General features: G+C 74.9%; 10 protein-coding genes. 6 read left to right on the top strand and 4 right to left on the bottom strand.

All coding sequences use genetic code 11. From position 1 onward, the window contains the following. Positions 1-58 precede the first annotated feature (58 nt). From QK440_RS06165 to QK440_RS06155, 3 genes are all read left to right on the top strand, one after another. Complete coding sequence (locus QK440_RS06165) at positions 59-691, top strand: isochorismatase family protein (protein WP_282791943.1); 633 nt, start codon at positions 59-61, stop codon at positions 689-691. Positions 692-987: 296 nt separating this feature from the next. Beyond that, the gene (locus tag QK440_RS06160; protein WP_282792025.1) at positions 988-1,854 is read left to right on the top strand and encodes a glycoside hydrolase family 19 protein; all 867 of its coding nucleotides are present in this window, start codon (positions 988-990) and stop codon (positions 1,852-1,854) included. Positions 1,855-2,118: 264 nt separating this feature from the next. Next, entirely contained in the window at positions 2,119-3,372 is a 1,254-nt protein-coding gene (locus QK440_RS06155; protein ID WP_282792024.1) for a glycosyltransferase, read from the top strand. Between the two features lie 11 nt (positions 3,373-3,383). On the opposite strand, the gene QK440_RS06150 is transcribed toward QK440_RS06155, so the two are convergent. After that, positions 3,384-4,211, bottom strand: coding sequence for a pentapeptide repeat-containing protein (locus QK440_RS06150; protein WP_282791942.1), 828 nt, complete (start codon positions 4,209-4,211; stop codon positions 3,384-3,386). 279 nt (positions 4,212-4,490) lie between these two features. Beyond that, positions 4,491-4,892, bottom strand: coding sequence for a DUF5997 family protein (locus QK440_RS06145; RefSeq protein WP_282791941.1), 402 nt, complete (start codon positions 4,890-4,892; stop codon positions 4,491-4,493). Between the two features lie 106 nt (positions 4,893-4,998). On the opposite strand from QK440_RS06145, the gene QK440_RS06140 reads away from it, so the two are divergent. Together QK440_RS06140 and QK440_RS06135 are read left to right on the top strand one after the other, a co-directional pair. Continuing rightward, on the top strand, positions 4,999-5,826 hold the full coding sequence (locus tag QK440_RS06140; RefSeq protein WP_282791940.1) for a LysR family substrate-binding domain-containing protein: 828 nt from the start codon (positions 4,999-5,001) through the stop codon (positions 5,824-5,826). A 146-nt stretch (positions 5,827-5,972) separates the two neighbouring features. After that, positions 5,973-8,384: an Orn/Lys/Arg decarboxylase N-terminal domain-containing protein gene (locus QK440_RS06135; protein WP_282791939.1), complete on the top strand. Its 2,412-nt coding sequence runs from the start codon at positions 5,973-5,975 to the stop codon at positions 8,382-8,384. Positions 8,385-8,536: 152 nt separating this feature from the next. Here the strand turns inward: QK440_RS06135 and QK440_RS06130 are convergent, their stop codons facing one another. After that, positions 8,537-9,067 carry a hypothetical protein gene (locus tag QK440_RS06130; RefSeq protein ID WP_282791938.1) on the bottom strand — a complete coding sequence of 177 codons (531 nt, stop codon included), beginning with the start codon at positions 9,065-9,067 and terminating at the stop codon, positions 8,537-8,539. Positions 9,068-9,384: 317 nt separating this feature from the next. Here QK440_RS06130 and QK440_RS06125 point away from each other — a divergent pair, with 317 nt between their 5' ends. Beyond that, positions 9,385-10,959, top strand: a complete 1,575-nt coding sequence (locus tag QK440_RS06125) for a GMC oxidoreductase (RefSeq protein ID WP_282791937.1) — start codon at positions 9,385-9,387, stop codon at positions 10,957-10,959. On the opposite strand, the gene QK440_RS06120 is transcribed toward QK440_RS06125, so the two are convergent. Next, positions 10,943-12,190 (bottom strand): MFS transporter, encoded by a 1,248-nt coding sequence (locus QK440_RS06120; protein WP_282791936.1) that lies wholly within the window; start codon positions 12,188-12,190, stop codon positions 10,943-10,945. The two genes, QK440_RS06125 and QK440_RS06120, sit on opposite strands and share 17 nt — an antisense overlap. Between the last annotated feature and the right edge of the window lie 133 nt (positions 12,191-12,323).

Below are 12,323 nucleotides of genomic sequence, written 5' to 3'. Positions count from 1 at the left end.
CACCCGTGTTACCCCACCCCCGTGTCACCCCGCACCCCCCGACGGAAAGCACCCCACCATGGCCCTGCCCGCCATCACGCCCTACCCCATGCCCGCCGCCGCGGACCTGCCCGCCAACCGCGTCGACTGGAAGGCGGACCCCGACCGCGCCGTGCTGCTCGTGCACGACCTGCAGAACTACTTCCTGTCCGCGTACGACGCCGGGGCCTCGCCGGTCCCCGAACTGCTGCGCAACGTAAGCGCCTTGAAGCTGCGCGCGGCCGCCCTCGGCGTCCCCGTCGTCTACACCGCGCAGCCCGGCGGCCAGACCCCCGCCGAACGCGGCCTCCAGCAGGACTTCTGGGGGCCGGGCCTGCCCGCGGACCCGCACGCGGCGGCCATCGCCGACGCCGTGGCACCCGGGCCGGACGACCGGGTCCTCACCAAGTGGAAGTACAGCGGGTTCGTCCGTACGTCGCTGGAGCGGGACCTCCGCGACCAGGGCCGCGACCAGCTCGTCATCACCGGCGTCTACGCCCACATCGGCGTCCTGGCGACGGCCTGCGACGCCTGGATGCGCGACATCCAGGCCTTCGTGGTGGCCGACGCCGTCGCCGACTTCTCCGCCGCCGACCACGCGGCGGCCCTGCGCTGGGCCGCGGGCCGCTGCGCCGTGGTCACCACCACCGACACCGTCCTGGACGGCGTCTGACCTCGGGCGACGGTACGGCCGTCCGGTGGCGCCGCCCACCGGACGGCGCGGGCCCCGACCGCCGAACGGCGCCTGGCGGCAGGGGAGTTCACGGCGGCCGGATTGGTCTAAACCCTTGACTGGTATAGACCAAGGCGGTTGACTGCGCCCAGTCCGTCTCGGCCCCCACCGGCTCGCAGCCGCACCGAGGAGTGAAGAGATTGAACGAGCGCAAGTCCTCAGGACGCGTCACCGCCCGTATCCGCGCCCGCGCCCGGCGGCTGCGGCCGTGGTCGGCCGCCGCGGCGGCCTCCGGGGTGGCGGCCCTCGTGGCCGTCCTGCTCCCCGTGTCCCCGGCGACGGCCGCCCCGGCCGCCGCGCCCGCCTGCGCCACGGCCTGGACCTCCGGAGCGGTCTACACCGGCGGCTCCACCGTGTCGCACGGCAACCACAACTGGCAGGCCAAGTGGTGGACGCGGGGCGAGACGCCCGGCACCACCGGACAGTGGGGCGTCTGGGTGGACAAGGGTGAGTGCGGCACCGGAAGCGGCAACCCCGACCCCAGCGGCTTCGTCGTGAGCCAGGCCCAGTTCGAGCAGATGTTCCCGAACCGCAAGCCGTTCTACACGTACCAGGGCCTCGTCGACGCGCTGAAGGCGTACCCCGAGTTCACCAAGACCGGCAGCGAAGAGGTGCGCAAGCGCGAGGCCGCCGCCTTCCTCGCCAACGTCAGCCACGAGACCGGCGGCCTCGTCCACGTCGTCGAGCAGAACCAGGCCAACTACCCCCACTACTGCGACAAGACCCAGCCCTACGGCTGCCCCGCGGGCAACGACGCCTACTACGGACGCGGCCCCATCCAGTTGAGCTGGAACTTCAACTACAAGGCCGCGGGTGAGGCGCTCGGGATCGACCTCCTGAACAACCCGTGGCTGGTCGAGCGGGACCCGTCCGTCGCCTGGCAGACCGGCCTGTGGTACTGGAACACGCAGAAGGGACCGGGCACCGTGACGGGCCACCAGGCCATCGTCGAGGGCCACGGCTTCGGCGAGTCGATCCGCAGCATCAACGGCACCCTGGAGTGCAACGGCGGCAACCCCGCCCAGGTGCAGAGCCGGATCAACCGCTTCAAGGAGTTCACGCAGATCCTCGGCACCACCCCTGGTGACAAGCTGAGCTGCTGACCCACCGGCGCCCCCGTCCGCCGACCCGCCGCCCCTTGGTCCGCCCCGCCCACTGGTCGGGACGCACGCCCGGGCCGCCGGCCCGAAAGACGCACACGGTCCGTGCCTACGGACGGCGCGTACGGCCCGCGCGTATGGCCCGCGCGTATGGACGGCGCGTACGGCGGCCCGTGCGTACGGCCCGACCCACGCGTGAACGTCCCCGCGTTTCCGCCCGTGACGCCGTGCCCGCCTCCCATACTGTGCGCTGTGCGCGTGGTGATGATGACAGCGGGTTCGAGGGGCGACGTCGCCCCGTTCACCGGCCTCGGAGCCGGTCTCGTCCGGGCCGGACACGACGTGACGCTGGTGACGCACGAGATGTTCGCCCCCCTGACCCACGGTTCCGGCGTCCGCTTTCACCCGCTGCCGCTCGACCCGCGGGCCGAACTCCACTCGGAGCGGGGCCGGGACCTCCACCGCAGCGGCACCGGCCCGGCCAAACTGGTGAAGGTCGTGGCGATGGCCAGGGAACTCGTGGGCCGGCTCACCGACGACCTCATCGCGGCGGCCGGGACCGGCGACGTCCTGATCCTGGCCGGAGCGGTCGCCCCGCTCGGCTGTGCCGTCGCCGAAGGGCTGCGGCTGCCCTCCATCGGCGTGAACCTCCAGCCCATGCACCCCACCCGCGCCTTCGCGCCGCCGATGGCCGGACTGCGCTCCCTCGGCCCCCTCGGCAACCGCCTCGCCGGACACGCCGTCACCGCCGCCGTGGAACGGGTCTTCACCGACGCCGTCCGGGACGCCCGGGCCCGGCTCGGCCTGCCGCGCCGCGGTGTCGCCGCCGACCGCCGCGCCCGCGAACGCGCCGGCTGGCCCGTCCTGTACGGCTTCAGCCCGCACGTCGTGCCCCGCCCCGCCGACTGGCGCCCCGGCCTGGACGTCGTGGGCTACTGGTGGCCGTACGACACCAGGCCCCTGCCCGCCGACCTGGAGGACTTCCTCGCCGCGGGCCCCGCCCCCGTCTTCGTCGGCCTCGGCAGCGCCACCGCCCCCGACCCCGAGCGCCTCTGCGACCACGTCGTCCGCGCCCTGCGCGCCGCGGGCCTGCGCGGCGTCATCCAGCGCGGCTGGGCGGGCCTGTCCGCCACCGGCGACGACGTCCTCACCATCGACGACGTGCCCCACAGCCTGCTGTTCCCGCGCATGGCCGCCGTCGTCCACCACTGCGGCGCGGGCACCACCGGCGCCGGGCTGCGCGCGGGTGTCCCCGCGGTCCCGGTCCCCGTCCAGTTCGACGAGACCTTCTGGGCCCACCGCCTCACCACCCTCGGCACGGCCCCCGGCGTCCTGCCCCTGCGCCATCTCTCCGCCGAAACCCTCGCCGCAGCCCTCACCCGCGCGACGAGCACCCCGTCGTACCGCGCCCGCGCCCAAGCCCTGGCGGCCCACCTGGCCACGGAGGACGCGGTGGAACCGGTACGGGCCCTGCTGGAGCGCGCCGGACGCGAAGGGCCCGGCGGCAGCGGGCGCGGCTGAGGGCCCTGCTGCTACGCGGTCCAGTGCGCGGGGCGCCGCAGGAGGGGCGGGATCTTCGTGCGGGCGTCGCCTCGGGCGGCGTTGAGCTGGGGCTGGGTGAGGAAGAGTGCGCCGGTCAGGTCGGCTCCGCGCAGGTTCGTGTCCCGCATGTCCGCGCCGATGACGTCGGCGTCGCGCAGGTCGGCGCCGGACAGGTCGGCCGCGATCAGCAGGGCGCCGCGCAGGCTGGCGCCGCGCAGCTTCGCGCCGCGCAGCCGGGCGCCCATGAGGTGGGCGCCCCGGTGGTCCTTCTTGCGGCCCGGCACCGCGGCCCGGGCCAGCTCGCTGGCGCGCAGCAGCAGCGGGTTGACCTCGCCGCGCAGCGCGTCCACGTCCACGGCCAGCAGCGCCTCGGCCGTGTCCCGGGTCAGCGCGTCGATCCGGCCGTACGCGCTGCGCAGCTCCCGGTGCACGGGCCGGGCCGCGGTCAGGTCCAGGGCCTGCGCGACGTACTTCAGCAGCTCCTGCAGATGCCGTACGACGGGGAAGACCTCGTACATCGCGCGGGCCGAGTCCGGCTCCTCCCGCCAGCCGACGCCCTTGAACGTGACCTGCGAGACCTTCTGGCCCGCGCCGAAGCAGTCGAAGACCGTGCAGCCGTTGTAGCCCTTGTCACGCAGCCGCTCGTGGATCCCGCAGCGGAAGTCGTCCAGGAGGTTGCCGCAGGGGGAACCGGCCGACTTGTTCACCGGGAAGTCCGAGGAGCGCGAGAAGGGCAGCGCCACACAGCACAGACCGAAACAGCTTCCGCAGTCCGCCCGCAGGTCGGGCCGGGCGGCGTGCGCGGTGGGCTGGGACAAGGCGGTGGCTCCTGGTGTGACGGCGGGGATCTGGTTTCGGTGAGTGGGGCGGGGGAGGGAACGGTCGTATGCCGTACGCCGTCCGTGTCCGTACGTCGTCCCCGGAGCCCCCGGCGGTCGTCGCCGGGGGAGAGCACCTACGTCTGCGGGGGAGGGCAGGGTGCCCGCCAGGGCGGGGCGTCCGGGCGCGTTCGGGCGGGGTCAGCGGCGCGCGCGTGCGCCGCGTCGGTCCTCGCGCCGCGGCGCGTCGGCGTCCCCGGCGGCTCCGGACCGCGCGGCCTACTCCGGCTTCTCGGCCTTCTCCGCCTTCTCGGCGTGCAGCGCCTTGATCCGCGCCGTCTCCTTGCGGACCTCCGCCTGCGTGGCGCGCTCGCGCTCCAGCCACTCGGGGCGCTCCGCCTTCAGCGCCTCGATCTGCTCCGTGGTGAGGGCCTCGGTGACGCCGGCGCGGGCCAGCCCCGAGACCGAGACGCCCAGCTTGGCGGCGACGACCGGGCGGGGGTGCGGGCCGTTGCGGCGCAGCTCCCGCAGCCACTCGGGCGGGTCGGCCTGGAGCGCGTTCAGCTCGGTTCGCGAGACGGTGCCCTCCCGGAACTCGGCGGGGGTGGCCTCGAGGTACACACCCAGCTTCTTCGCCGCGGTGGCGGGCTTCATGGTCTGGGCGGTGTGGTGCGACGTCATGGGACAAGGGTATCGATCGAACGAGCGACTCCTGACCACGGCGGACCGGACGGCCACCGCCCCCGCCGGTGGGCCCGTGGGTGACTACGGCCGGTAGTCTGGCGAGGTGACAGCCTCGGAAGACTCCACCGCGTTCCGGCTCGCCTACGTGCCCGGGGTGACGCCCTCGAAGTGGGTGCGCATCTGGAACGAGCGGCTGCCCGACATCCCTCTGACCCTCGTCCAGGTGCCCTCCGCGGAGGCGTGCGGCGTACTGCGCCGGGGCGACGCCGACGCGGGCTTCGTCCGGCTGCCGGTCGACGGCGACGACCTCAGCGCGATCCCGCTGTACGAGGAGACGACCGTCGTCGTGGTCCCCAAGGACCACCTCCTCGCGGCGGCCGACGAGGTCGCCCCCGACGAGCTCGCCGACGAACTGGTGCTGCACCCCCTCGACGACACCCTGGACTGGGACCACCCGCCGGGCCGTCCGGCGCTGGAGCGCCCCGCGACGACCGCCGACGCCGTCGAACTCGTCGCCGCGGGCGTGGGCCTGCTCGTCGTGCCCCAGTCGCTCGCCCGGCTGCACCACCGCAAGGACCTCACCTACCGCACGCTCACGGACGTCCCGGCCTCCCGCGTCGCGCTGTCGTGGCCGCAGGAGGCCACCACCGACAGGGTGGAGGACTTCATCGGCATCGTCCGGGGCCGCACCGTCAACAGCTCCCGGGGCCGCCGCGCCGAGGCCGAGGCCCCGGCGAAGGACCGGCGCGCGGACAAGGGCGGGGCCCGGCGGCAGCCCGCGGCGGGCAAGACCTCGGGCAAGGGGAGCGGCAGGACCGCCTCGGGCAGGTCCGCGGGCAAGCCGACGGGCAAGACGTCCGGCAAGAGCCCGCGCCGGGGCTCCGGCGGCGCGAAGTCCCCCCAGCGCGGCAAGCCCCGCCGCAAGCCGTAGCCGGGGCACTGCGGGGCCCTCGGCCCGTGCCGCGGACACAGGCCGCGGTTCCCACCTGCGGGTGGTTTGCCTCCGCCGGGACTCCGCCCCGGCCGGGCCGCTCCCACACTGGGCCGGGGCGGCACGCGCCCCCGGGAGGGAGCCGCATGACGGACAGCGGGATTCTGGTCGCGGTACGCGAACACCCGGGGGACGGCGGCGCCGGCGCCCAGCAACTGGTGCGCGTCCGCGAGGCGGTCGAGGCCCGGGGCTTCCACGTGCGCTGGGCGGTCGACGCGGCCGACGCGCAAGCGGTACTGCGCACGGAGGCGGGGCTCACCGCCGCCCTGGTCGCCTGGGAACTGCCGGATCCGGACGGCGCCGACGGCGGGCCGGGAGGCGCCGCGGTGCTGCGCTCCATCGGCCGCCGCTACCACGGCCTGCCGGTCTTCCTCGTCATGAGCGACGACGGCGTCCAGGAGCTGCCCCTGTGGGTGTCGGAGTCCGTCGTGGGCTACGTGTGGCCGCTGGAGGACACCCCCGGCTTCATCGGCGGCCGCATCACCACCGCCGCCCGCGCCTACCGGGAGAACGTGCTGCCGCCCTTCTTCCGGGCCCTGCGCCGCTTCGACGACGCGCACGAGTACTCCTGGCACACCCCCGCCCACTCCGGCGGCGTCGCCCTGCTGAAGTCCCCCGCGGGCCGTGCCTTCCACGACTACTTCGGGGAACGGCTGCTGCGCAGCGACCTGTCGATCTCGGTGGAGGAACTGGGCTCGCTCTTCGAGCACACCGGCCCCATCGGCGCGGCGGAGCGCAACGCGGCCCGGGTCTTCGGCGCCGACCTCACCTACTTCGTGCTGCACGGGGACTCCACCTGCAACCGCGTGGTCGGCCACTTCAGCGTCACCCGGGACGAGATCGCCCTGGTGGACCGCAACTGCCACAAGTCGGTGCTGCACTCCCTGGTGATCTCCGGTGCCCGGCCCGTCTACCTGATCCCCACCCGCAACGGCTACGGCCTGGCCGGACCCCTGCCCCCGGCGGAACTCGCGGCGGAGTCGGTCGCGGCCCGCGTCGCCGCGCACCCGCTGTCCGCGCAGGCGCTCTCGCCGCGGCCCCAGTACGCCGTGTTCACCAACTCCACCTACGACGGGCTCTGTTACGACGCCTCGGCGGCGGCACGGGCGTTCGCCGCGAGCACGCCCCGGCTGCACTTCGACGAGGCGTGGTTCGCCTACGCGCGCTTCCATCCGCTCTACGCGGGCCGCTACGGCATGTCGGTGGACGAGGGCACCTTCCCCGGCCCGGACCGGCCCACGGTCTTCGCCACCCAGTCGACCCACAAGCTCCTCGCCGCGCTCTCGCAGAGCGCGATGGTCCACGTCAGATCCGCGCCCAGGGCGCCCGTCGCCCACGACCGGTTCAACGAGGCGCTGATGATGCACGGGACCACCTCACCGCTCTACCCCATGATCGCCTCGCTGGACGTGGCGACCGCGATGATGGACGGGCCGCAGGGGCGCTGCCTCCTCGACGAGGCCGTGACGGAGGCCGTCCGGTTCCGCCAGGAGATGGTGCGCCTCCGGCGCCGTATCGAAGAGGCCGGTGACCGGCCGCCGTGGTTCTTCGGCGTGTGGCAGCCCGACACGGTCACCGACCCGGGCAGCGGCGCCCGGCTGCCGTTCGAGGAGGCCCCCGCCGACCTGCTGCGTACCGAACCGGCCTGCTGGCACCTGGAACCCGGCGCCGCCTGGCACGGCTTCCCCGGCCTGACCGACGGCTACTGCATGCTCGACCCCGTCAAGGTCACCCTCACCTGCCCCGGCATCGACGCGACGGGCGGGACCGCCGCGTGGGGCATCCCGGCGCGGGTCCTCACCGCCTACCTGGCCACGCGCGGCATCGTCGTGGAGAAGACCGACACCTACACCACCCTCGTGCTGTTCTCCATGGGCATCACCAAGGGCAAGTGGGGCACCCTCCTCGACGCGCTGATGGACTTCAAGGCCCTCTTCGACGAGGACGCCCCGCTCGACCGCGTCCTGCCCGCCCTGACCGCCGCCCACCCCCGGCGCTACGCCGGGCAGACCCTGCGCGGCCTCTGCCAGGACATGCACGACCACCTCCGCTCGGCCCACCTGGTCACCCTGCTGGAGACCGCCTTCCGGGAGCTGCCGGAGCCGGTCGCCCCGCCTCAGCAGTGCTACCAGCGACTGATCCGGGGCGGCACGCACCGCGTCGCGCTGCGCGACGCCCCGGGCCAGGTGGCCGCCGCCATGGTCACGGTCACGCCGCCCGGCATCCCCGTCCTCATGCCGGGGGAGTGCGTCGGTGGCGCCGACGGCCCCCTGCTGCGCTACCTCAGCGCCCTGGAGTCCTTCGACCGCCGCTTCCCCGGCTTCCACAGCGAGACCCACGGCGTGACCCTCGACCCGGACACCGGCGACTACCTCATCGAATGCCTGCTCCCCGCCGCCGACGAGCGCACGGGCCCCGCCGGGGAGCATCAGGCCGTGCCACCGGCCCGCGCGAGCCGTCCCGAGGAGTCCACGAGCCGGGACGGCACGGCATCCTGAGACGCGAAGGCGCGGGACCACGCCAGGCGGATCTCACCTGCCGTCCCACGCCAGGTCGCCCGCAGGGGCTCAGCCACGGGCGCGAGCAGGGCCTCCATCCCCGGTGTCGCGGGCGGCGGCCCTCTACGCCCGGTGTCGCGGGCGGCGGCCCTCTACGCCGCCCACTCCCGCAGTAACTGCTCCCGCTGCGGGCCCCGTGGCGTCCCGCCCTCCCACGTCCGGCCCCACTCCGCCATCGCCGCCAGCGTCGTCGACATCGTGGCGGCGCCCTCCGCGAGGCGGGTCAGGAGGGCGCGGGAGAGGTCGACCTCCGTCCGGGGGTAGCCGAGAGCGGCGGCGGCCACGTAGGCCGCCAGCTCGTGGACCTCGCCGGAGGACTCCACGCGCACGGTCATCACCGCCGGGGCGTCCTCCGCCGGGCCCGCGCCCATGGGCTGGGCGAGCATCAGCACCGTGCCCACCGCCAGGTCCTTGACCACGCCGGCCCGCCGCATCAGGGACTTCACCGGGACGTCCGCCACCGTCAGGGCGCTCACGTCCTCCCACAGGTGCAGGCCGGACTGTCCCTCGCCGAGGCCCAGTACGCCCTCGGGGGTCAGCCGCACCCCCGGAGCCAGCCCCGACGGCTTCGCGCCCACGTACACATCGCCCTGCGCGATCCAGAACAGGCCCACCATGGCCATGGCTTGCTCACTTCCCCCGACGACGGCACGGGGTCGTCGCGTTCCTCACCGGACGACACGTTCGTCCGTCCTCTCGTCCTCCCTTGAGGACGTGCGTGGAAGCCGGAACGTTCCACGCCCCGCCACTCGTACGGTGCCGCCCGCCCGGAGCCCGGCGTACGGCGACAGTGACCGGCCCCACCGGTCAGGCGTTGGCAGGGCGTCGGGCGTCGGGCGTCGGGCGTCGGGCGTCCCCGGCCGTCCGCAGCCCTGCCGTTCCGCCCCGCCCCGTCTTCCGCCCGTCCCGCCGCACGCCACCTCACCCCCCCGGAGGACCCATGTCCCTGTCCCGTCGTGGACTCCTCGGCCTCGCGGCGAGCGGCCCGCTCGCCGGGCTCGCCGAGGCCGTCGCCCGTGGCGGTGACCGCCGCGCGCGCGACGGCCGCCGCGCCCACTTCCGCGCCATCGTGATCGGCTCCGGGTTCGGCGGCTCCGTGGCCGCGCTGCGCCTGGGCGAGGCGGGCGTCGACACGCTGGTCCTGGAGCGCGGCCGGGAGTGGCCGGTCGCCCCCGACCGGCACCTCTTCGGCTCCGCCCACGGCATCACCGACACCATGTTCTGGCGGCGTCGCACCGCCCGCTGGCCCGCCATGGCCCCGGTGCCCGTACGGCCGAGCGGGGGCGTCATGGAGGTGTCCCAGGAGACCGGCCTGGACATCGCCTGCGCCGCCGCGGTCGGCGGCGGCTCGGTGGTCTACACGTGCGTCACCCTCGCCCCGCCCCGCCGCTACTTCGCGTCGCTCTACCCCGCCGGCCTGAGCTACGACGCCTTCGCACGCACCTGGTTCCCCAAGGCGCGCGCCATGCTCGGCGCCTCGCGCATGCCCGACGACGTCTACCGCTCCACCCCCTTCACGCACTCCCGGGTGTGGGACCGGCAGCTCCACCGGGCGGGGTGGACCCCCTTCCCGCTGGAGTCGACGTTCGACTGGGAGGTCGTGCGCCGTGAACTCGCGGGCACCGCGCCGCGGTCGGCCACCGTCGGCAACTCCGACTTCGGCTGCGGCAACGGCGCGAAGAGGTCCCTCACCCGCACCTATCTGCCGGCCGCCCTGGCCACCGGCCACGTACGGCTGCGCCCGCTGCACGAGGTGGTCTCGCTGGGGCGGCGCAAGGGCGGCGGCTACCGCGTGGGCGTCCACCGCCTGGACACCGACGCGGCCGTCGTGGAGAGGCTCGAGCTGAGCTGCGACCTGCTGTTCCTCGCGGCCGGCACGCTCAACACCAACCGCCTTCTGGTCGCCGCCCGCGACGGCGGTGACCTGCCCGACCTGCCCGCCGCCGTCGGCACCGGCTTCGGCGACAACGGGGACCAGCTCGACCTGCGCAGCCAGCCCCTCGTCTTCCACGGTGGCAGCCAGGGCTCGCCCAGCGCCTCCGCGGCGTTCCTGCACCGCGAGTTCAGCCTCCCCCTGCTGGTCGAGAACTGGGTGCTGCCCACGTACCAGGCGCTCCCGGCCGTGGTCACCTTCGCCATGACCGTGGACCGGGACCACCGCGGCACCTTCCGCCACGACCGCGCCTCCGGCCGCGTGCGTCTCGCCGACTGGACCCCGGACAAGTCCGCGGAGGCCGCCCGCGCCGTGCGCGCCTACAGCGCCCGCGTCGCCGCCGCCAACCCCGGCACGCTGCCCGTCACCCTCAGCAACCCGTACCCGTTCACCGGCCACCCCCTCGGCGGCTGCGTCATCGGCCGGTGCACCGACCTGCACGGCCGGGTGCACGGCCACCGCGGGCTGTACGTCGTCGACGGGTCGCTGCTGCCGGGCAGCGTCGGCGGTGCGAACCCCTCGCTGACCATCACCGCGCTCGCCGAGCACGCCCTGGCCGGGATCGTCACGGCCGGCGGCTGACCCCGGCCGCCTCCGCCGGCGGCCGGGGCTCCGCGTCCCCCCGGCGCGGCAGCAGCAGCGGGGTCGCCAGCAGGAGGAGCCCGGCGGCCGCGAGCGCGGCACGCGGGCCGGTGACGGCGGCCAGCAGGCCCCACAGGGCGGTCAGGGCCGCGATGCCGGTGCTGCTGCCCACCGACCACGCGGTCAGGGTGCGCGCGACCCGGCCGGGATCGGTGTGGTCGAGCCGGCAGGTGGCCAGGACCGGGTTGAACACGCCGCAGCACGTCACCAGGCCGAACTGGACGACGATGACGAGCACCATGCCCGGCACGCCGGGTCCGGCGAACGCCAGCCCGAGGGGCCAGCAGGCGCGCAGCGCCCCGGCCGCGCGCAGGGTGGTGTGCCGCCCGAACCGCGCCACCAGCCGGTGCGCGAGGTGCGAGCCGACCAGGCCGCCGACGCACGGCACCGCGAACACCAGACCGTACTGCCACGGGGCGTACCCGTAGCGATCGAGCAGCAGGACGGCGAGCAGCGGCTCACCGGCCATGATCAGGCCGTTGACCACGACGGCGTTGAGGAACAGCGGGCACAGCGAGGGGTGGCCGAGCAGGTGGCGCCACCCTGCGAGCAGGTCGCCCGGCCGCGGTCCGCCGGTCCGCGCGGGGCGCGGCTCCGGCTCCTTGAGGGTGCGGATGCCCAGCGCCGAGAGCAGGTGGCTGACGGCGTCGGCCACCACGGTCGTCACCGGGCCGAACACCCCGACGGCGGCCCCGCCGAGCGGGGGCCCGACCATGGTCGCCGTCCATGTCGTGGCCTCGAACCTGCCGTTCGCGACGAGGAGGTCCTCCGGCGGTACGAGCGCCTTCACGTACGCCCCGCTCGCCGCGTTGAAGGCGATCCCGGCCGTGGCGACGACCACGGAGACGGCGAGGAGCTGGACGAAGGTGAGCCGGCCGAGCGCGTACGCCGCGGGGACGCTCAGCAGCGCCACGCACCGGGTCAGGTCCATCGCCACCATGACCGGCCGCTTGCGGTGGAACTCCACCCAGGGCCCCAGCGGCAGTGCCGCCACCGCTCCCACGGCCCGCCCGGTGGCGGCCAGCGCCGCCACCTCGGCCGGTCCGCAGCGCAGTACGAGGACCGCGATCAGCGGGAACGCGCCGAACCCCAGCCAGGTGCCGTACGAGCTCACCGCGTACGCCGCCCACAACCGTCCGAAGTGCGGCCCCAGCGTCCGCCTGCCCGTCATCCCCGCCGCCGCCCTCACTGCTCCGGCCCCCTGCCTGCTGCTCACCGGCATCCAAGCGACTGCGGGGTGCGGGGATCAAACAACCGTCCGCCGGGCTCGCACAACCGGTGGTTGTGCCCGGAGGCGTGCTGCC

The organism is Streptomyces sp. CC224B (assembly GCF_030010595.1).
Taxonomy (GTDB): domain Bacteria; phylum Actinomycetota; class Actinomycetes; order Streptomycetales; family Streptomycetaceae; genus Streptomyces; species Streptomyces longispororuber.
The sequence above is the reverse complement of the archived record's forward strand: the minus strand, read 5'-3'. Positions and strand labels throughout refer to the sequence as shown.